A 21,774-nucleotide genomic window follows, 5' to 3' on the forward strand; every position below is an offset into this window, starting at 1 on the left:
CGGGGATGGTGGGGTGGACCTACCCTAACTCCAAAAGCCTCAAAATGGTTCAATACATTAACATTCTGATAATCTGGAACTTAAACAAATCTATTCAATCACAAAAGATTTTACGCGTTAATTTCTGCCAATTTTGGGGTCTAAATGAAAGAAAAAAGGGCTTATATATCCCTCCGCCTTGCCCGCCAGGTTTTGACGATACGCTCAATGTCCATCTCACCCGGACCTTTTGTCCACCATCTGGCAAACTCAACCCCGCCCCCTCTCGGCTTGGGATCAGGCATATCAACCATCATTCTCGTGGGCATCGCCACCGCCTCACCCAAAATCAAGGCCTCACCGGTCCTCAATGCCGGCAGGATATTCATCAAACCGCTAAGGGAGTCTGGAACAAGACGCCGGATATAGTTCTGGTCTTCAGGGTTGGTGAGCCGCATCGCGATAAAGGTGTTGCACTGGGAAAGGACCGTTTCCGAAACATCTTTCGGACGCTGGCTCACCACAATCATCCCGATGCCATACTTTCTGCCCTCCTTTATCACCCTTTCCACCGCGTTACGCGCCGCGCTGAAACGGACATCGCTTTTATTCGGCACATAATTGTGCGCCTCCTCCAGAACCAAAACTATCGGGCAGCGCTCCCTTTCCTCGTTCCAGAGGTTAAACTCAAAAACAACCCTCGTGATCAGCGCAACAACAACCCCAACCGCATCATAAGGGACACCGCTCAAATCAACAACCGTCATCCGATGGGAGGTGCCCACTGAAAGATAGCTGCGCAAAAGTTCAGGCAGGGTTGAACTCCTATCATATCTCTTTGGCTTGAACATAAAGTTGTACCTTGGGTCAGAAAGTTTGCTGTCCAGGCGCAAAAGGAAGTGGTCAAAAACCCCATGAAGCGGACCCTGCACCTGCCTGCCCGCATGGTCATAAACAACCTGAATGTTCCAGTCCCGAATCATCGCCACCATCTCATCAAGGTCAAAATAGACCGGCGAGTCTGCGGTAATCAAACCTCCCAACCCCAGCATTTCGCGCGTATCCCATGCCTGCCTGCTCCTGACCAGCGAATCGTGCAGAACGGTAAGCTGGTTTTTCGCAGTAGGCTCGTTCATATCAATGCACAAATCCACAAACTCATCAAAGTTCAAAAGCCAATAGGGCAGCTCGAGGTTATCTGAATTTATCAGATTGACATCTTGGGAAAAGGCAGCCGCATATTCGCCGTGAAGGTCCAAGACAACAATGTGGGGGTGAGGATACTTTTTTACCGCCTGCTGGAGAATACTCACCACCGTGCAGGACTTGCCGCAACCGGTCGCACCTAAAACCGCAATGTGCCCACCAAAGAACCTGTCCAACTGGACATAAACCCGCTGCCCCGGTGCATTGCTCGGGCTTCCAAAGGAAAAACCAAATTCGCTGAACTCGGAAAAGATTGTGTCCAGTTCCTCATTTCCCACCATCTGGACCATCTGCCCGACATTGGGGTAAACCACCACCCCGCGGAAAAACCTGCCTGCCTGCGTCAGGGTGCCAACCAAAAAACAGTCCGCAATACCTCTGCCTTCCCCTGCGCCTTTAACACCGGCCACAATTCCGACAACCTCCTGATTGTGAAAGGGAATCTTCACATAGGAACCAGGCTGACCCGGATAGTAATCACCAACCAAAGGCTTGGCGGTATCAACCGTCAGTTCCACCAGCGCCCTTTCACCATTGACCTCAACCACCCTCCCAATATTATGCTCTATCTTCCGCATCCACTCCCTCCTTTTCCCTTACCGCCCCGGGAATGAAGAGCCCTTTTCAACCAACAAAGCCACCCATCAAGCCCTTTGCCGTTCCGCAGTGACAAGGGGATAACTGGAACCTTGGGCTTGAGCCTTCTCACCGAACGGGTAAAACCCCTGATGTCAAAATCAACATAGGGCAAAAGGTCGATCTTGTTAATGACAATCACATCCGACCTTTGAAACATCAAGGGATACTTTATCGGCTTGTCGCTCCCCTCCGGGGTCGAAACAATCGTGACATTATAATGGACCGGCAGCCTAAACTCAGCCGGACACACAAGATTACCCACATTCTCAATCAAGAGCAGATCAAGACCCTCAAAATCAATCTGCGCAAACACCGGTGAAAGCATCAACCCATCAAGATGGCAGGCGCCCTGGGTATTAATCTGGGTGCAACCGACACCCTGAGCTAAAACCCGCCGCGCATCCAAATCACCCTGGATATCACCTTCAATCACCCAGATGCGCCAGCGGTCTTTCAATGCGGCGACCGTCCTCTCAATCAAAGTGGTCTTGCCCGCACCCGGTCCTGACATTATATTGACACCCAAAACGCCGTAACGGTCAAGGAGCCGCTTCTCCTCAAGGGCAAGGGCGTCATTGGAGGCAAGAACCCGGCGCAACAGTTTTATCTCAGCCATTTCAGACTCTTGGTATCAACCGCAACCATCTCATTCCGCTCACTACCAACCGAAACCAAAGCCACCGGGCAGTCTACCAGTTCTGCAATCCTTTCAATGTACCTTTTTGCCCGCAGCGGCAAATCCCCAAACCGCCGGCACCCTGGTGTCTTTTCCCGCCAGCCGGGCAAGGAGACAATTCTTGGCTCCAACTTTTCGGCTAAAAATGGGTCAAACTCCCTAATCCTCTTACCCTGATAGCGATACCCGGTACAGATTTTAATTGTCTCCAAAGAATCAAGGACATCCAGTTTGGTAATAACCAAGGCTGAGAGCCGATTGAAACGCACCGCCGCCCTCACAACTCCAGCATCAAACCAACCACACCGCCGCGGTCTACCGGTCGTTGCACCATACTCATTCCCCAACTCGCGCAGCATCCCCGCCTCCTTCTCCTCCAGTTCTGAAGGAAACGGTCCTGCCCCAACCCTGGTGGTATAAGCCTTGGCCACACCAACCACCTCCTCAAGCCAGAGCGGGCTTATCCCGCTGCCCACCGCAGCACCTCCAGCCACGGTTGACGAGGTGGTAACAAAGGGATAGGTTCCCAGGTCAATGTCAAGATGACTACCCTGCGCCCCTTCAAACAGAACCCGCCTCCCCTGCCTCAACGCCTTCTCAATCAAACGCGAGCCATCAGCAATCATCTCGCTCAATGGTCTACTTATCAACCAGTATTCTAAACTCAACTCTTGGAATGATAATGGCTCAGCTTTGTAAACCTCCATCAGTCGGAAGTTGGCAGCAGCGAGGTTGCGGCGCAACTTCTCCTTGAAGACATCCTCGTTAAGCAAATCCCCAACCCTGATGCCCACCCGGGCAATCTTATCCTGATAGGCGGGTCCGATTCCCCTGCCGGTTGTGCCGATTTTTTTCTCGGCGAGTTGTTCCTCCTGCAAATTGTCAAGGAGTCGGTGATAGGGTAGAATCAGATGGGCTCGACGGTCAACGAACAGCCGCCGGGAGAGTTTCACACCGCCCTTCTTAAGCTCTGCCAGCTCCTCGTTGAGCCGGTAGGGGTCAACAACACAGCCACAACCGATGACACCGACAGTGTTGGGATTAAGAATCCCGGAAGGAATCTGATGAAAGGTGAAGCGCCCTTTTCCGCAGCAAACCGTATGCCCCGCATTCGGTCCACCTTGGAACCGAACAACCACCTGGGCGCGCTGGGAAAGAAAATCGACCACCTTACCCTTGCCCTCATCCCCCCATTGCGCACCGACAACAACGATGTTCATTATTAGAACTGATAGGAGAAGGAAAATTTGTAATTGGAGGTTGAAAAGTCGTAGATGAACTGGTCCACACCTAAGTCAAATTGGAAACGCTGAAATCTTATTCCTCCACCAAATGTCCAGCCCAGTGACTTGAAAGAACCAAGATTGCGTCGCGTCAAAACATCCCCAAGGCTGTAATGGTAGGTCAAACCATCCTTCTCCATTACAATCCCCCCGCGCTGACCGGTGATATCCTCAAAATAACCCAGGCGGAGAAACCCACTCACCACACCAAGGTTCAACTCCCCTTCCACACCCAAACTCTTCCAGGCGTCCCGCCACTCCTCAGAAAACTGCTCACCAAAACTCTTGGTGGTGTCAGAAAACATCCCCACCATAATCTTAGTTATCTCTGGGCTTATGCCCAGCCGAAATATCTCCCTTTGCACCGGATAATAGGCAACCCCAACTCGCAGCATCCTCGGCAAGGGGTCGGACTCGCCTGAGGAGGTATAGGAGATATTCGGACCGATATTGGTTACCGCCAGACCAGCGTTCAAAAATGAAAAAGGTTTATAAAGCACCCCAGCATCAAAAGCCCAGGTGATACCGGTGCCCCCACGTTCAATTCCCAACTCCGGCATAACCTTCCAAACCCAATCCGGGACAAGAAAGGAATAAATCAACTTTGCCCCAAGTCCAACACCAAGGTTAGGTAGCACCGCAAACCCATAACCCAATCCTGGGGAGACATCAAAAGTGGTATATCGACCAAGAAATTCACCTCTTTCATTAATAACATCGGTTTCCCCAGTAGTTAGATATATGACATTGAGCCCGGGAGTTCCCATACCTTTGAGATTATGTGTCACCGCTAAATATTCATAATACATACCCGGCCAGAGTCCTGGCAGCCAGTTACAATGCATCAAGGTAGCATTGGTGCGCTCTAAAAAAGCCAATCCGCCCAGATTGTAATACAGACAAGAGGCATCGTTACTGATAGCGGTAAAGGCACCAGCAAGTGATGTGGGTCTGGCTCCAGGCCAAATCATCAGAAAAACTGCACCGGGGTTCTGACTGGCAGAAACCATCCCGAATACGAGGATAATCGCCAGCCACCAGACTGTTCGCTTCATTAAAAAGCCTCCTTATTCAATTTCAATTATTATAAACCATCCATTATCTTAGGTCAAGAATACCTTAACGGGAAACAAGAAACTTATCCCTGAGCACAACTCGCTGCCTGTTCTTCATGTCTAACCTATTCTCTGCAATAAAAATAAATAAGTATACCCCGTTCCCAAGAGGTTTACCAGCCTGGTCTTTACCATCCCAGAAAATCTGATTATACCCAAAATTAGCACTCATTTCACCTAGGTCCCGCACAAGTCTGCCAGACAGGGTGTAAATCTTGATGCGCACGGTTGCCGGTTGATTTAAATTAAAGGTAAAGAACCCAGAACCGCGCAGAGGGTTGGGGTAAACAAGCAAGTTATTAACCTCGAGACCTTTGTTCCCCACGGACTGGAGGGTGATTTTTTTCAATCCCCGGTTAAGAAAATTGTCAGCAACCGCTACAAATACCGAATCAAGCGGGCCGGCAAGATTTATCTGCACTCGGCAACGGGCAACAGTAAAAGAACTGTCGTCAAACATGAAATAATCCCCAATCTCCCTTTTACCCCGCTGGTCATTTACAAATAAACAAGGGGTAAACCCGCTCACAGGTGCAATCAAAATCCCTGATGGATCCTCAACCACCACCTCCAGTTCAAATAGGGATGGAACAAAACTACTATCCTGCAGTTTACGCCCGGAATAGTAGAAGGACACCTCCGGAGGGATTTGGTCTGAACTGTTTGCAAGAAGGGTATCGAATAGAAGGCTATCGGCAAGATAGGCAATGTTTTCTTTGTTATTTAGGCTGTTTTGAACAACCGCACTGAACCGGCAGGAACGAGGTATAGGCACATAGTAGCCGTTACCAACAAAAAGGGTATCCAGCCTTAATAACGGGAATAAACCCTGGCAAAAAAATCTGCCATCTTTTACCTGAAAGTTACCCCGGCCCACCGGAAATCCATGGAGAAGGTAGTTTGTTGACGAACCCAGTGGTGAGCGGTACAGACGTGCCCGCATCGGACCAAACAGATGCCATTCGGCAAGACCTCGCTCGGTTTCTATTTGAGAACGGGCGGTGAAGGTAAGACCGGGTGTGAGAGCTTCAGGTTTGACAAGCGGGTGTTGATTTGACACTCTGGGGAGCCGCAATACAGTTGCCGGGTCACCGAAGAGGTGATAGGTCCGGTCGGTTGGCCACGCAGCAAAAAAGCAGGAACCGATTGTCTTAAGACTCTCAGGAAGAGTAAATAGTGGTGTTAGGAGGTTGCGGACGAAGATAAGGTTGTTACCGGATGGTGTTGCGGTGGAAGCGGCAACGCTAAGAACCGCCCCCCCTGACATCCGTACCAGTTCCTCACCAATGCATTCGTTGCGGGTATCGTCAAATCTGCCAACAGAACAGGAGGCCAATATTGAGAAAGGGATGCGGTCGCCATTGCTGATTTCGTTAAGCCGGTTTACGGTTAAAACCTCTTCATGGGTTAATGCATTGCTTGAGCCATGACCGAAAAAAATCCAGATGAGCGCACCCAAATTTAACTGGCGCAGAAGTTCGTTGTTAGCATCAGGTTTGCTCTTTGGACCCTCAAAAGGAAATTCGGTGAGGTATACCTTAACCAAGTCAAGCAAATCTCCGGCTAAAGCGCCCATCCCTTCGCATTGCTCAATGTGCCGAAACCTCAACTCATCGGGGTCATCAGGATATTTCTTGAATTCGTCGTCAGCAAGGAGTAAGAAACGCCGGATCCAGTATCCCGCAGGTCCGGTTTCATAATATATTAACTTATCAACAAACATTTTAAACTCATAAGCGCTCCGCACGGTCACCCGACCCAAAATCAAATCTGGACTTGAACCTTCACCTTCCCAATCGGCGAACCAGGCGTCAATTGCCAATGTTCTGCGGTCACCTGACTCAGGATTGAGACCGAAGCCGGTCTCGTAAGCCGGCACCCCTGGTGTTTTTGTGCGGTTGAGATTGTTTTTGTAATCATAAGTGGCATCACCGACAAGAAGTGCATATCCAGGACGCTTTGACTCAAGAAAATGCTTTACCGCCCACGGCTCCTCAAGACCAAAACAGAAGTCGTTATATAGGTCCTCAAGAGCGACCGCAAGGACTCGGGCACCTGGAATACCGGGAATGCGACCAGTACGATAACGAGCTAATTCCTGAGCCACAGTAATAAATTCCTGCGGTGCGATGATAAAGTAGTCTGCGGCAATGTCTTGACGCCACAACCTTCCCGGCGATTTAAGTTCTAATGCTACGGGCTTACGAAGGTCTTTGGCCGCGGCAATGGCAAATTCAGTACGGCCAGAGATGCGATAGGAAAACCTGATGCTGTCTTTAAAAACCTCAAAATCAACACATGCCTTAGGCGCATAAGGGTCACTGACATCAAGGATAAAGGGAGTCGAGGGGCAATCAATTACGGTGAAGCGAAATACGCCTGTGTCATCCCAAAAGAAGTGCAATTGACCATTTTTTAGGGAAAGCCGGCGGAGGTATTGGGCTTCAATATAGTCAAGGTAAACCTTTTTGTCGCCTTGTCCCCTAAGTTCTATTTGAAAGGTATTCTCTTTAGAATCCAGGGGGATAACGGTATCAATTGTGAAGTCGTAAGGAGTAGGATATGGGGTTTGACCGAATTGAAAAGAACCAATGGTCCTGTTGTTAAGACGGATAGAGATTTCGTTGTCCGCGGACTCGTTATAGAGTCTGCCGGTAAGTCTCTGTAGTCGACTCGGATATTTCAAGTTTAGGGGGCAGGAGAATTGGGTTGCGGGTGTAGCGGCAGGTTTAAACAACGTTGCCCAGATCCATAAGAGCCCTGCTCGTGCCGGACAGTCGGCATCAATCTCCTGATGAAGCACATCTCTGGCAAATTGGATGATTTTTGTGCCGGTGGTATCAGGTCCGAAGCCCTCTTTCATCCTTTCGCCTCTTAAGCCACCCCAGGTGAGCCAGTAGACATTGTAGCGCGTGTAAAGGTTTTTAAAGTAGGTTGAGCAGCAATTAGTCCAGTGGTCAGCCCCCAATCCATAAAAGATCAAAGTATCACCAGGGTCAAAGTTGCCATCCTCTGCCCCTTTGATGAGGAGCGCAACCGGTCTTAAGGAATCAGGATATTTAACATTGGGCTCATGCTCACCCAAAGTCCAGAGAGCAAGCGTTTTTGGGTCAATCCCGTAGAGGGGCACACCCGCCTGGAGAAGTTCTATGCCGGTAATGCGATAGATGCCGGTGGAATCAATTTTTATCTTGAGCCAGACCGGTGCTTTTTGATAAGGGCTTTCTCGGAATGTGGGACTGGGGGTGATTTTCCAGTTTACCGCCTTTTCCCCATTTAAGAGCATCCGTTTGATTACCCCATCAAGCGGGTCCGGTTGTAAATTCAATTTCGGCTCATGCTCAAACTGCAGTTCAGCCTCAATATCATCGTACCAGGAAAGCCTTCTTGCCTTAGGGTCGTACTGGACCGGGTTAAACTTGAGTGTGACAAACCGAACCGAACGCAGAACTTCAACAGAACCAATTTCCACGGGAAAAGAAGTAGAGAGAGTGGCCGAAGAAGCAGAATTAGAGGATGCTATACCTGTCACTATCACCCGCGCTGGCTCAACATCATCCAAGACTCCGCCCGCTCGCGTTTTGAAGCGTAACCGGACACCCCCTGTTTGCGGAATACCAATCCGGACAAGTTTTGCTGGCAGGTCAAACTCGCCAATACCAGCGATGTATTCGGCATCATCGCAATAAATTGTAACCCTTCCGTCGTCACGGTTAAGATATGAAACCTTTCCTGGCTGGTAATGGATTACTACCCCTACACTATCTGACCTTATAATCCTTATCTCCGCCAAGAGAAAACCGGGGATTAAAAGAAACAGAACCTTTGCGTACCAAGACACAATTAGAAATTTTAAGGATAAGACAAAAATAAGTCAAGCGGAAGAGACGCAATGCAAAGCCTAACCCGAGCGAAAAAACAATGGATTCCTCCACTTGAGTCGGAACGACCGGAGCCAATGGATGCAAATTGCATTGGATTTGACTTTAGCATTTGAATAAGGATAATATTTAGGAACTTTAATGGAGAAAGTCTTTTCTGAGAAGGTGCTGTATAACCGCTACGGTAAGGCGGTGTTTCGCGTGCGCGGCACGGTCATTTACGATTATTTAGGCAAGCCGCGCGGCTTTGTGGTCGGGAAGACCGTGTATGATATTTTAGGGCAACACCGCGGGTTTCTCGTCGATAAGGTTCTCCTGGACAGGGGCGGCAGGGTAATTGGTTATGAGGTGGGGGCTGTGGTTAACGGTCTTAATTTGCCACCGGTAGAGGTTCCGCCGGTGGCTTATAAGGATTTACCACCACCCGAGCCACCGGAAAATGCGGTTGACCTAGAATGCCCAAACCGCATCCCGCTCTGGTCAATAATGCAACTGGAGAACTTTCTGCCCGCATACCAGCAGGGAAAAAAATAAAGGGGGAACTATGCGTCAGCGTCTGATAGCCCTTGCCATGTTTTTCTGCCTATTTACTGTCAAAGCGCCAGGCTTTGAAATCAAAGGTAAGGTTACACCCCTCTGGGATGAGAACAGTTTCACGATTGAAACCCGTTCAGAACAGACGATCTTATTCTTTAACCTTCTCACCCAAGGTAGGATTGCAATCAAGGCTGCAGGAAGTGACGGAACGATTAAAAATTTACTTCTTGAAGGCAGTGAGCCGCTTACGCTCATCGGTATGAAGGAATGGAAAATAACCGTTCTGTGGGATTCGCTCGACTGCCTGTGGGGTTGCCGGCTTGTCAGTGGTGAAGAGCCAATATTAAAACGGGTTGAGGGCTATGCTGATACCGGTTATGTATTTCGCTTCAGCCTTGTGACCGAAGAAGAGTTGGAAATCTGGAATTTCACCGCTCCTAAGGAGGCAACCTTTATCGTCAGACAAAGTTCGCCCGGCGCGCGGGGTTATGAGGAGCAGGACCTTGCCGACGACCCGAAAATCAAACTCATTGGCGCGGGTGTGTTCAACATTGAGGTTGACCCGGTTGATGGCGGCGGCGAGTTTGTTGCCGAAAGGGTAAAATAGCCTGTTCTGTCAACAAATTAGGGGAAATTCTCTTCCGTGCGCGTGCCATCACCGGCTTATTTGCCTTTATCGTGGTTTACATCTTTGCCCGACCAACCATTACCTCCTGCCTTGAAAGCCTCCTCCTCATTTTCAGCGGACTCGCCTTAAGATTCTGGGCTGCAGGCTATATCGGCAACGATGCCCGGTCAAAGACAATCTCTGCCCAAAGAATAATCACAAATGGTCCTTACCGCTATTTCCGTCATCCGCTTTATCTTGGCAACTTTGCCATTGTTGCTGGTATGCTCGTTGCGCTCAAACCTCCACTCACAATCGCCCTCTTGATAATCCTCGGCTTCATCCTGATGTATGGGCTCATTGCCCGCTCAGAAACCCGATTTCTTGAGGGGTCTGACTTGGAAATAGCGGCTGCCCATTTCAGCCTGCAAAAGGCAATATCTGAATGGCAAACCTGGCTTGTTACCGCCCTTGCGCTGATCTTGACTTTCGCCAAGGCGCTCTTTTTATCTCAAAGGTAAAATCTTGAACTGCGCGGTAAGGCTGACCTCACGACTGTTGTTCAAATCCTTGACCCGAACGAACAAAAGGTAATTGCCAGGATTCAAATCCATTGTGTGAATCCGCTCCACCCCGACTCCGGTTGTCCCTGAGCCGGTAATAAACCTCGCAGGTGTGGGAATAACTGCCAGTTGTCTGGTAACTAAATCCATTATCTCATACCTCGCCTCTGCCCGATGCCGGTTCAGGCTGTCGGCTGTCAGATGGTAAATTTCGTAAAGGATATAAAAGGTTGAACCGGTTTTCACCTCCGGCACAACCAGCGGCACAACCCGAGACCAGTCCTGCCGCGCAAACTGCGGACTCTGAAAATGGGAATCAACCAAGGCATAAAAAATAATGTCAGAACAGGGCTGACTCCGTCTGATATAGTCAATCAGGTTCAGTTCTGCCCTGCGCATGCCCAATGCCTTCCCATCCCTAATAATGGCATTTGCCGTAACCTGATAGATATCTGCGGGCAGGAAAAACCTCTGCCTGCCAACAACCAAACCAGCAGTCGTATCGGCTCTAAAACCATACCAGCCCGCACTCCTAATCGTGCCGTACCGCTTTGAGGAGAACTGAAACTCAAGGTGAATCAGATTCTCCGCTATAGCTGCTAAGGTCTGCTGATCAAAGGCAATGCCATAATGCAGTTCCACCTCAACCGAATCCTCGCGCTGACCTAAACGGTAAAGGGCAATGGCAAGGTCAAGTTTTTTTGCCGCAGGGCTGGGCTTTGGTGGCGGCTTGCCATAGTCCACCTCCTCAAACGCCCTTGGTATCCAGGCTTTGCCAAACCGGGAATTGCCCACCTCCTTGAACCCGACCCCTTTCTTGACAAAGTCAAACTGCAGCCCGAGTGAATCATATGTCCAGATTTCTGCCGGATTGACAAAAAGCCGTGAGCTCTCGGTCACCACCGGCCTTGGTTCATACTCCTCCCGGCGTGGCGGACCATAGCGGATATAAACCGGAATGCGCTCATCACCAAGCAGGTCCAGTTTACCAAACATCTCCCCTGCCTTTACCGCCCTGAGGTAAAACCGCTCATGCTCCTCCTTGCCCCTTTGCTGCCAGAACCAGTCAAGAAACTCCCTTCTGGCGCTGGTATTGGCAAGGCTGAGAAACTCCTTTGCCGCATCCTCGTCAAGGGCAAAAAGAATCAGATACTCTATCTTCTCCTCTGGGCTCAGCCGGTCAGCGCGCGTTAAAGGACGAATCTGGCCGCAGGCGCAGCAGAGCAGGAAAACAAGGAAAAGGCGCATCAATCATTCGCTCATCGGTATCCTGATGCCCTTAGCCCGCGCCACTCTTATCGCCTCATCATAACCAGCATCGGCATGACGGCAAACACCTATCCCGGGGTCATTGGTCAGCACCCTTTTGATGCGCTCCTCCATCTCAAAACTGCCATCGCACACCGTCACCTGCCCGGCATGAACCGAATAACCAATCCCAACACCACCACCAGAATGAATCGAAACCCAGGATGCACCTGATGCCACATTGAGCATCGCATTCAAAAGCGGCCAGTCGGCAATGGCATCGGAGCCGTCAAGCATCGCCTCGGTCTCGCGGTTGGGCGAGGCAACCGAACCACTGTCAAGATGGTCGCGCCCGATCACAATCGGACCCTTAAGCCTCCCCTCCCGCACCGCCCTGTTAAAGGCAAGACCAACCCGGTCCCGCTCACCATAGCCCAGCCAGCAGATTCTTGCCGGTAACCCCTGAAAGGGCACCTCCGCCTCAGCCTTTTTCAGCCAGTTGATTAGCGCCTGATTTTCAGGGAAAAGCTCCATCACAATCCTGTCGGTCTCAATGATGTCATCAGGTTCACCGGAAAGCGCCACCCAGCGGAAAGGACCCATCCCCTGGCAGAAAAGCGGTCGGATATAGGCAGGGACAAACCCAGGATATTTCCACGAGCCGATTTTCCCTGGAGTCCTGATCTCCTCCTCCTTGAGAAATCCACCCTCAACCGCCTTGCCCCGCAGGTTATTGCCGTAGTCAAATGTCACCGCTCCCCTTGACTGCAGTTTCAGCATCAACCGCACATGCTCAGCCATTGTCTGATAAGAACGCCTCCGATACTCAGCCGGGTCCAATTTGCGCAGCCTTAGCGCATCTTCAAAACTCATCCCCCTCGGCACATACCCATTCAACTCATCATGGGCAGATGTCTGGTCGGTCAAAAGGTCAGGTGTCACATCTCTTGCAAGCAGCCGCTCCAAAAGGTCAACAATATTCCCACACCAGGCAATAGACTTTGCCTGACGATGGGCCTTTGCCTCCAGTGCGGCATCAATCGCCCTATCCAAATCATCAATCCGCTCATCCAGATAACGCGGCCTTTTTGAGGCAAGCCTGCGCTCAATCCTTGATGGGTCAACCTCGGCACCAAGATAGACCGCATTTGCCATCGTTGCCGCCAACGGCTGCGCACCGCTCATCCCGCCCAGACCACCGGAAACAACCAGCCTGCCAGAAAGGTCAGGGCTGCCAAAATGCTTTATCCCCGCACTGACAAATGTCTGATGCGTCCCCTGCAAAATCCCCTGGGTTCCGATGTAAATCCAGGAACCTGCCGTCATCTGCCCGAACATTATCAGACCCTGCGCCTCAAGTTCATCAAAATAGGCTTTATTTGCCCAGTGCGGCACCAAATTGGAGTTGGCAATCAAAACCCTCGGCGCATACTCAAATGTCTTGAAAACCCCTACCGGCTTGCCCGACTGCACTAAAAGCGTCTCATCATTCTCAAGCTCCTTAAGACACTTCACAATCGCCTGAAAACATTCCCAGTTCCTTGCCGCCCTGCCGGTGCCGCCATAAACGATTAACTCCTCTGGTCTTTCTGCCACCTCCGGGTCAAGGTTGTTCATAAGCATCCTCAGCGCCGCCTCCTGATGCCAGCCCTTACAGGATAAACTCTTTCCCCGCGGTGCCTTTACTGGCTGATACTGGTAACCTTTATTCATATCAAATCACCTCAGAAAATAATATCCCTCCATCAACTATTGTCAACCTTTATAACCATATCCCTCCTCACAACCAAACCAGCCAACCAAGGGAATTTACCTGCCATCAATTCCATTAACAGATCCACCCCGGGGGTCACTCCCCCTCTCGAATCCGTTTCAAGGTGTCAATTTAACAACCTGTTGAAAAACTGTTACTTATCTCTTATTTCCTACACCAATTGTCCTGTCTGCCAAATCCCAGCCCAACTTTAGCGCCTTTAAGTTAATCTCAAGAAACTGCCTTGGCACCCTTTTCTCAACCGCACTTTGCAATGATTCAAGTTTTACCCAACCGGTAATACGACCAACCGCACCCAAGGTCAGGATATTGGTAAAAAGCTCCCTGCCCAACTGTTCCCGAGCGGTGCTTGAAAGTGGCAAACAAAGGGTATTGGGATGGGGACACTCACGGACATAAAAATCATCAATCACCGCCAGCCCCCTTACCTTCAAATCAACAAGGTATTTACTAACCGCCGCCTGACTCAAACCAACGAGCAAATCCAGTTTCCGGCACTTCGGATAGAGTATCGGCTCATCACTGATGATGACATCTGCCCTTGACGCACCGCCCCTTGCCTCAGGTCCATAACTCTGGGTCTGAACCGCAAAAAACCCCTCATAAACACCTGCCGCCTCAGCGAAAATCACGCTCGCCAGAATCACACCCTGCCCGCCTGTTCCTGCCAGCCTGATTTCAATCTTCTTCATCCCTTTGCCCGGTTTCTTACCTCCTGGTAGAGTTCGGTATAGGGCGGAATTTCCTCTTGGTCGTGCAGAACACCAATCACAAACTTGTCCTTCACCTGCCAGGGGTCTTTAACCTTCTTGACATCAACCGAACTGCCCTTCAGCCACTCCAGCATCTTCACCGCATCACCGATACCCTGGTGCCGACCGTAAAACGTCGGGCACTGACTGATCACCTCAACAACGCTGAACCCCTTCTTTGTCAGTGCCAGTTCAATCATCCTCTTCATATGCAAGACATGAAAGGTGGTGCTCCGGGCAACAAACATCGCCCCTGCTGCCTTGGCGATAAAGCAGATATCAAAACTCCTTTCCACATTGCCATAAGGAGCGGTTGTCGCCTTTTCATGGGTTGGGGTTGTTGGTGAATACTGACCACCGGTCATACCATAGGTGAAGTTATTGACCACAATCACGGTGATATCAAGGTTGCGCCTGGCGGTATGGATGAAATGGTTGCCGCCAATCGCCATAATGTCACCATCACCGCCAATAACCACCACCCTCATCTCCGGCTTTGCCAGTTTCACCCCGGTTGCTGCGGGCAATGCCCGGCCGTGCAAAGTGTGAAATGTGTCGCAGTCAAGATATCCCGGCACCCTTGAAGAGCAGCCGATCCCAGAGACAACGCACAGCTCATCCTGACCGATTCCCAAATCAATAAATGCGCGCACCATTGTTGCCATTATCGTGCCAATCCCGCAACCAGGACAGAGAATATGGGGAAACCGCTCATCAAGCCGGAAATAGTCAAGAAACCGGTCTTCTTTAATTTCAATCATAGCGCCTGAATAATCTCCTCAGGCGTGAGCATCTCACCATCATAACGCTGGACTGACACCACTCCAACCTGCAGATTCACGGTTCGCTCCACCTCCCGATAAAGTTGCCCCTGATTCATCTCCGGCACAATCACCCGCCGCGCGCTCCGCAAAAGCCCGATAAGCCTCTCAGTGGGAAACGGCCATATCATCCTTAACCTCAAAATGCCGACCCTTTTGCCACTCTTGCGCTCAAACTGATACTTTGCCTCCATCGCCGAGCGTGCCGCACTGCCATAACAGACAATCACCGTTTCCGAACCCAAATCCTGATAATCCAAATCCCAGAGCCAGGAGCGGTTATCCTCAATCTTCTTTCTCAGCCGGTCAAGGTTCCATTTGATAATCTCCGGTTCATCTGTTGGAAAACCATCCTTGCGATGGGTCAGACCGGTAAGGTGAATCCGATAACCCTCACCAAAACTGGCAATCCGGGCATCATAGTTGTTTTGGTCGTCATAATGAAAATACTCCTCCCTCGGAGGCTTGGGCTTTTCTGGCTGCCACAACCTCACCTCTGCTGGCAGCTCCACCACCTCCCGCATATGACCGACAATCTCATCCATCAGAACAATCACCGGCAGGCGCAACCGCTCCGAGATATTGACCGCCGCCACCGTCAAATCAAAACACTCCCTCACACTCCAGGGGCAGAGGGCAACAATCGGATGGTCACCATGGGTTCCGAACCTTGCCTGCATTACATCCGCCTGGGATGTCCTTGTTGGTGTGCCGGTTGCCGGTCCGCCCCGCATCACATTCACAATCACGCACGGCAACTCCGCCATTACTGAATAGCCAATCCCCTCCTGCATCAAGGAAAAACCCGGACCGGATGTTGCGGTCATCGCCTTCAGACCCGCAGCGGTTGCTCCGTTCATACAGGAGATTGAACCAATCTCATCCTCCATCTGAATGTATGTCCCGCCAACCTTGGGCAACTCCCTGGCGAGGTATTCTGCAATCTCGGTTGAAGGGGTTATCGGATAACCGGCAAAGAACCTGACCCCTGCCCTGATTGCGCCGATTGCACAAGCCTCATTACCGGATAAAAGCTGCCTCACTCCCCTTTTCCTCCCTTGGTAACAAATATTGCCAAATCCGGACAACGCATTTCGCAAAGCCTGCACCCGATACACCTCTCCGGATGAAGAACCGCGACTTTAAACCGTTCATCGAGCCCGAGTGTCTGGGTAGGACAAAACTCAACGCATATCCGGCAACCCTTGCAGAAATGTTTGATGATTTTGTGTCTATGTCCTTTCGGACCGGTAATCTCCACCGGCTCTTCAAGCAGAAACTTCTTCATTATATTAACAAAGGAAACAAACCTTTTATCATCTTCATCATTAGACCCATCAGCAATAAACTTCTACCCAAACATCAGCAATTGTCAAACCTCACCTTAAAAAAACGGGCAGGTCAGAACCTGCCCGCCTTTCAATCCCGGTTATTCTAATAACGCACCAGTTTAGCGGTCGCCATCTCCCTGCCAGCATTTGCCCGCACAAAATAGACACCATCAGCAACTCCTTCAGGCACTTTTATCCTGTTTCTACCCGGATTCAGGTCCATTTTTATTAGTTCTGATACCACTCTGCCATCAACTCCCAAAATGGTCAGATTAACCTGCGCTGCCCTGCTCAATTCCAACTCCAGTTCTCTACCAACAACTCGTAAAGACAAAGACTGGCGATAATGTCCAAAAGAACCCTGCTTGACTCCTCCACCACTCGTATCATAGCAGACCGAGTCGTATTGGACTTCAATGTCTTCAAAAGAGATGAAGCTAACTACCGGCTGATAACCTGAGTCGGCAACCTCACCTTGGACCCAGACCATCACCCCGCTCTCAGGGAGCTGGGAATCTGCACAAACCGGACGATTGCCCCGCGCATCAAATGTCGAAAGGATGAAGTTGTAGCCACGAAGCCGCTGGGGATAACTGTTGGTGTAACCAGCAACCGCATAACCACCCCAACTTAACCGAGCAATTGGCAAAGGCACATCATTCAGATAACCAGGGTCATAAGCGCTTGGATGCGACCTCGCCCAGATAATTCCTCCACCAAGATTAATCTTCATAACCAGGAAATTCGGATTTGGCGTTCCCGGACCGACACTGGTGGTTGGACCACAGACCACCATTGTCGTATCTGGAGCGGCGATCAAAGACCTGTCGTTAATAACCTTTTCCGAACCGCCAGGCCAGCCATAATTCCACGAACCCTGTAGTGCGCCTGCATAATTAAATATCCCTACAAAAAGATTTGCCGGATCTTGGGATGGCGTATAACTATTTGTCCACCCTGCAACAAAGATGTTGCGCATATTGTCAATCGCCACTGAGGACGCCTCCTCATTAGAATCGCCCGGAACAACCCGAACCCAAGAAGGGCGCCCCGCACCGTTCAACTTCAAGAGATAGGCATCAAAATTAGATGGGCTTGTCACCTTTGCCCGACCACAAATCACATAACCAGAATCCAATGTCTGCACAATTGACCTGCCCTCATCCTCCCTATGATTGGGAGACATCCAGTAAACTCGAAACCACTGAAAAAGCCCGGTGGAGTCCAGTTTCAGGACGAAGATATTGGGTGTTGGCAAAGGTCCATAACTGTGTGTCAACCCGGTAAGGGCAAAACCGCGGTCAAAGGTCTCAACGATTGACAAAGGGATATCCTCCTCTTCACCCCCATAAACATAACTCCAGAGTAAGCTGCCGTTCGCAGAAAATTTGGCAACAAAGATGTTGGCGGCTGGCAAACCCACTCCAAAACTCCTTGTCATCCCGCAAAGGGTGTAACCGTTGTCATAGGTCTTCACCATCGAATACGCCTCATCATCAGCCCATCCGATGGAAATCTTCGCCCAGACCGGTGCACCTTGCGGGTCGGTCTTGATAACCAGCACATTACTGGCATTTGGTGTCCCTGGACCGTAACTCTTAGTCCAGCCTGCAATACAGAAACCGCTGTCTGCCGCCTCAACGAGTGCATGCGCCTGTTCATCCAAACTGTCGCCATAAAGACGCACCGGCAACGGCTGCGCCTGCACTGTCACGGCGGCTAATACCGCCAAAATCACCAAAACACCTTTCATCTGACCCTCCTTTTTACTATCTGCTGTTCTAATTCAGTTCCTGTTAACTACTTTTTTGTATGAGTCAGATTCAGCGTTGTCTTGCCATTCTCACTGCCGACAACAACAATCACCATCTCCTTCTCATCCGGACTGGCAAAAGCCATTGTTGTTGCCTCGGGGGTCTCGCTGGTCATTGACTTCTTCCAGGAACTGAGGGCGTTCTTATAGAACTCAATCACAGCTGCCTTCGGGTCGGTGGTTTCAAAACTGTAGTTGGTGCCCGTGCCCTCATCGGTGGAAATCTCCCACTTCGCCTTGGCAACCGCATTGGGATAGCGCAGGTTTGCCGGCAGGCTCGAGATGTCAACACTGCCGACATCAACCTTTGCCTTGCCCCCGCTTGCCGCCTGCACCGCCCTTTCGGCAATCTTCTCCCCTGCCCTTTCACCGCACTTCATACAACCACTGTTCAAACCAACTATTGCGGCGAAAACTACCACTCCTAACAAACTGACATACCGCATAAGATACCTCCTTTCTTATTGAATCAGGCTATACCCAAATTAAAAGAAGTCAAGCGAAATTTTAATTCGGCAGTTTGACCAACCGTTTACCGGTTGCAGTGGCACTCAACCTCGTTGCGATTTGCCCCGCAAACCGGACAGATTCCCTTGCAGTCATCACGGCATCTCGGCGCAATCGGTATTGCCAGATGGATCGCATCCCGGATGAGCTGACTCAGGTCAATGAAGTCGGCATCAATCGGCACCCGGTCAAGCTCCTCCGGCTCAAGCTCTTTAGCATAAACCAGCCGCTCCCTTTTCAGCATCGTAAACTCGGCAACCATCTCCTCGTCAAATATCCTTTCATAATCACGGGCGCAGATGGCGCACTTAAGCCTTGCCCGGAATGAAAGCCTTCCCCTCACCAGAAACCGCTGACCGCTCCTCGTGATGACCACCATAACCTTTATCCCGTCAATGAGCCCTTGGAATAATGGGTTCTCCTTGACCTCCTGCACCTCGCACCCAAAATCCCGTGCCTCACCCGAAAGCTCAAACCGGTTATCCCCTGGTTTCAGGCTGGCGAGGGGCACCAGCCCAAGCCTTCTCATCCCCGCCCCTCAGGACATTCGGCGATGAGCCGGCGGATGATGTCCTCAACCTTGACATTCTCCGCCTCGGCGGTGAAGTTGGCGATAATCCGGTGCCGCAAAACCGGCAATGCCACCGCCTTGACATCAGCAATCGTCGGCGTATACCTGCCCGCAAGGACTGCCCTGGTCTTTGCCCCCAAGACCAGATACTGCGATGCCCGCGGTCCTGCGCCCCAGCTCACCCAGTCATTGATAAACTTAGGCGCCTTGCTCCCGGGTCGGCTCATCCCCACCAGCCTGATGGTATAATCAATCACCTCATCGGCGACCGGCACCCGGCGCACCAGTTCCTGCAGAACTTTTATCTCCTCGGCGGAAAGCACCTTTGCCAAGTCCGGCACATAAGCCGAGGTTGTGCTCTTGACAATCTCCTTCTCCTCCTCCGCGCTCGGATAGTCAACAATCACCGAGAACATAAACCGGTCAAGTTGCGCCTCGGGCAGGGGATAGGTCCCCTCCAGTTCAATCGGGTTCTGGGTCGCCAGGACAAAGAAAGGTGCGGGCAACTCGTAGGTCTGGCCTGCCACCGTGACCCGGTACTCCTGCATCGCCTGCAAAAGCGCCGCCTGGGTCTTGGGTGGGGTTCTATTGATCTCATCTGCCAGGACAACATTGGCAAAGACCGGACCGGGCACAAACCGAAACCGCCTTCCCTTTGTCTCGGGGTCATCCTCAATTATCTCGGTGCCGGTGATGTCTGATGGCATCAAATCGGGCGTGAACTGAATCCGGTTAAAGGACAAATCCAAGACCTGTGCCAGGGTATTGACCAGAAGCGTCTTGGCAAGCCCGGGCACACCAATCAAAAGCGCATGCCCGTGTGCCAGAAGGCAGATAAGGACCTGCTCTAAAACCTCCTTCTGCCCGACGATGACCTTACCAACCTCAGCCTCAATCCGCTCCCTTGCCTCTGCCAGGCGTGCCACCGCCAGAACATCATCTCCTAAGACATCCCTGACCACAATGCGCCTTTCTTTTTCTCGGCAGAGGTAAATAACCCTCTACCTTAAACTATTTCTTCCCTTCCCTTTCCAGAAGTTTCTTCAAGACCAAAGGCAGGGTGGTGTATTCCATCTCCCTCAAACCCAACCGGTGCGGCTCAAAAGGTCCGTGCCGGCGCATAAAATCGGCGATTATGTTCGCCTCCTGCCTTGCCCGATCAAAACCCGGGTCGGCAAACATATCCCGTGGTCCGATCAGCTTGCCATTGCTCAACTGAAACCCGAGGGCAATCACCCTTGGCGGTCCATCAAACCTTGATGGTGTTGCCTCCGCTTGCGCCACCGGCATCAAAGGACCGTAGTGCGAACCCCGCATCCAGCCGGAAACCATATGCGGAAAGACAAAAGCCTCCAAAACCTCACCAACCGCCGGAAAGCCGGACTGGCACCTAACCATCATCACCGGGTCATCCTTGCCCACATACCTGCCCGCAATCAAAGCCAGCTTCTGGGTTGAACTGGTAGCGGCAATCTCGCCGTTCTTCTTAAACACATTCTTAATCACATAGTTCTCCGGCGAGCCAATCAAAACGAGCAAATCGTACATCTCCTCAGGACAGGAAAGAACGATATCCCTGCCCTCAAAAACATCGTGCACCTCAAACCTGAACCCGTCGTGCATTGAAGGGTCAATCACCAAGCCAATCGTATTGAACGGGTCCGCAAAAATCTTAAACAGCGGCAGGTTCCAGGCACCGGGCGCACACTTGTCCCCGCAGAAAACCAGAACCGGCTCTGACTGGCGCTCAACAAAACTCATCTCCGCCACACCCGGACCCATTCCCTTGACATTACCGGAAAAGGCATCTGCAAGCATATCCTGCCCCGCGCCATAGAGCTTCAGCTCTCTCGCAAGCGAGGTGCACTCCATAAATGTATCCCAGGCAAGTTTGTGAATTTTCTCACTATCCTTGCCCTGGTGATGGGTCATAATCAACTCCAAATCATCCCCGCAACTGGTAACATAAAAATCAACCAAAAGCCCGCTCTGCTGCGCCTTAGCAAGACTTTCCTGGGCACGCTTGATAATCTCGGGATGGCTTGCCGAATGACCGACATAGCCGCCGATATCAGCCTTGATAACCGAGAGCGTTATCATTGACTGGGAATCTGATTTACTCATATCTGCCATTCCTCCTTTGGGTTTAAGTTTTTAATTATACCCACCAATCTCCTCAGGTCAAGAAATGGAGAACTCACCCAAAAACAACTCTCAATCCGACCTCAACCGCAACCTAAAAAATCACCATCCCCTCTCCCCCTGACTCCAAACTCATCATCACCATCATCGCCCCCGAAAATACCACCAGAAAGCCAACGCCCAATATCCCATCCCAGACGACATTAAAAACAGCCCAAAAGGCAACCTGCAAAACCCTTAGGGGGACGGTATAGGGGGTGGGGTCTAAAATTGTTAAATTTATTGATAACACATTGAAATTCAAAGAAATATCCCGATTTTCCCAGCAC

The 21,774-nt window shown here is 50.9% G+C and carries 20 protein-coding genes; 3 read left to right on the forward strand and 17 right to left on the reverse strand.

The window, feature by feature from the left end; translation table 11 throughout:
* Positions 1-161 precede the first annotated feature (161 nt).
* From ABIK47_01235 to ABIK47_01255, 5 genes are all read right to left on the reverse strand, one after another.
* Positions 162-1,763 (reverse strand): ATP-binding protein, encoded by a 1,602-nt coding sequence (locus ABIK47_01235; protein ID MEO0019250.1) that lies wholly within the window; start codon positions 1,761-1,763, stop codon positions 162-164.
* Complete coding sequence (gene hypB / locus ABIK47_01240) at positions 1,751-2,440, reverse strand: hydrogenase nickel incorporation protein HypB (GenBank protein MEO0019251.1); 690 nt, start codon at positions 2,438-2,440, stop codon at positions 1,751-1,753. The genes ABIK47_01235 and hypB overlap by 13 nt, the downstream gene beginning before the upstream one ends.
* On the reverse strand, positions 2,428-3,723 hold the full coding sequence (locus ABIK47_01245; GenBank protein MEO0019252.1) for an adenylosuccinate synthase: 1,296 nt from the start codon (positions 3,721-3,723) through the stop codon (positions 2,428-2,430). The genes hypB and ABIK47_01245 overlap by 13 nt, the downstream gene beginning before the upstream one ends.
* A complete protein-coding gene (locus ABIK47_01250) occupies positions 3,723-4,838 on the reverse strand; it encodes a PorV/PorQ family protein (protein ID MEO0019253.1) in 1,116 nt (371 codons plus the stop codon). The genes ABIK47_01245 and ABIK47_01250 overlap by 1 nt, the downstream gene beginning before the upstream one ends.
* Before the next feature lie 64 nt (positions 4,839-4,902).
* Complete coding sequence (locus ABIK47_01255; GenBank protein ID MEO0019254.1) at positions 4,903-8,739, reverse strand: C25 family cysteine peptidase; 3,837 nt, start codon at positions 8,737-8,739, stop codon at positions 4,903-4,905.
* A gap of 181 nt (positions 8,740-8,920) precedes the next feature.
* Here ABIK47_01255 and ABIK47_01260 point away from each other — a divergent pair, with 181 nt between their 5' ends.
* From ABIK47_01260 to ABIK47_01270, 3 genes are all read left to right on the forward strand, one after another.
* Complete coding sequence (locus ABIK47_01260; GenBank protein ID MEO0019255.1) at positions 8,921-9,313, forward strand: 4-fold beta flower protein; 393 nt, start codon at positions 8,921-8,923, stop codon at positions 9,311-9,313.
* Positions 9,314-9,323: 10 nt separating this feature from the next.
* Positions 9,324-9,923, forward strand: coding sequence for a hypothetical protein (locus ABIK47_01265; protein MEO0019256.1), 600 nt, complete (start codon positions 9,324-9,326; stop codon positions 9,921-9,923).
* Between the two features lie 71 nt (positions 9,924-9,994).
* Positions 9,995-10,444, forward strand: a complete 450-nt coding sequence (locus ABIK47_01270; GenBank protein MEO0019257.1) for a methyltransferase — start codon at positions 9,995-9,997, stop codon at positions 10,442-10,444.
* Here the strand turns inward: ABIK47_01270 and ABIK47_01275 are convergent.
* From ABIK47_01275 to ABIK47_01330, 12 genes are all read right to left on the reverse strand, one after another.
* Positions 10,430-11,734, reverse strand: coding sequence for a hypothetical protein (locus ABIK47_01275; protein ID MEO0019258.1), 1,305 nt, complete (start codon positions 11,732-11,734; stop codon positions 10,430-10,432). The two genes, ABIK47_01270 and ABIK47_01275, sit on opposite strands and share 15 nt — an antisense overlap.
* A 3-nt stretch (positions 11,735-11,737) precedes the next feature.
* Positions 11,738-13,447: a urocanate hydratase gene (gene hutU / locus ABIK47_01280; protein ID MEO0019259.1), complete on the reverse strand. Its 1,710-nt coding sequence runs from the start codon at positions 13,445-13,447 to the stop codon at positions 11,738-11,740.
* 198 nt (positions 13,448-13,645) lie between these two features.
* The gene (locus ABIK47_01285) at positions 13,646-14,200 is read right to left on the reverse strand and encodes a 2-oxoacid:acceptor oxidoreductase family protein (protein MEO0019260.1); all 555 of its coding nucleotides are present in this window, start codon (positions 14,198-14,200) and stop codon (positions 13,646-13,648) included.
* Complete coding sequence (locus ABIK47_01290; protein MEO0019261.1) at positions 14,197-15,021, reverse strand: 2-oxoacid:ferredoxin oxidoreductase subunit beta; 825 nt, start codon at positions 15,019-15,021, stop codon at positions 14,197-14,199. Before ABIK47_01290 ends, ABIK47_01285 begins: the two co-directional genes overlap by 4 nt.
* Positions 15,018-16,124 carry a 2-oxoacid:acceptor oxidoreductase subunit alpha gene (locus tag ABIK47_01295; protein MEO0019262.1) on the reverse strand — a complete coding sequence of 369 codons (1,107 nt, stop codon included), beginning with the start codon at positions 16,122-16,124 and terminating at the stop codon, positions 15,018-15,020. The genes ABIK47_01290 and ABIK47_01295 overlap by 4 nt, the downstream gene beginning before the upstream one ends.
* On the reverse strand, positions 16,121-16,369 hold the full coding sequence (locus tag ABIK47_01300; GenBank protein ID MEO0019263.1) for a 4Fe-4S binding protein: 249 nt from the start codon (positions 16,367-16,369) through the stop codon (positions 16,121-16,123). Before ABIK47_01300 ends, ABIK47_01295 begins: the two co-directional genes overlap by 4 nt.
* A 146-nt stretch (positions 16,370-16,515) precedes the next feature.
* Entirely contained in the window at positions 16,516-18,165 is a 1,650-nt protein-coding gene (locus ABIK47_01305) for a hypothetical protein (GenBank protein ID MEO0019264.1), read from the reverse strand.
* Positions 18,166-18,212: 47 nt separating this feature from the next.
* Complete coding sequence (locus ABIK47_01310) at positions 18,213-18,671, reverse strand: hypothetical protein (protein ID MEO0019265.1); 459 nt, start codon at positions 18,669-18,671, stop codon at positions 18,213-18,215.
* 86 nt (positions 18,672-18,757) lie between these two features.
* Positions 18,758-19,261, reverse strand: coding sequence for a DUF177 domain-containing protein (locus ABIK47_01315; protein ID MEO0019266.1), 504 nt, complete (start codon positions 19,259-19,261; stop codon positions 18,758-18,760).
* On the reverse strand, positions 19,258-20,265 hold the full coding sequence (locus ABIK47_01320; GenBank protein ID MEO0019267.1) for a MoxR family ATPase: 1,008 nt from the start codon (positions 20,263-20,265) through the stop codon (positions 19,258-19,260). The genes ABIK47_01315 and ABIK47_01320 overlap by 4 nt, the downstream gene beginning before the upstream one ends.
* Positions 20,266-20,314: 49 nt before the next feature.
* Complete coding sequence (fbp, locus tag ABIK47_01325; protein ID MEO0019268.1) at positions 20,315-21,427, reverse strand: fructose-1,6-bisphosphate aldolase/phosphatase; 1,113 nt, start codon at positions 21,425-21,427, stop codon at positions 20,315-20,317.
* A 112-nt stretch (positions 21,428-21,539) separates the two neighbouring features.
* The coding region (locus ABIK47_01330; GenBank protein ID MEO0019269.1) for a hypothetical protein at positions 21,540-21,774 on the reverse strand (235 nt) is incomplete at its 5' end.

It is taken from the genome of candidate division WOR-3 bacterium, assembly GCA_039801245.1.
Lineage (GTDB): Bacteria > Hydrothermota > Tepidihabitantia > Tepidihabitantales > Tepidihabitantaceae > JAOABP01.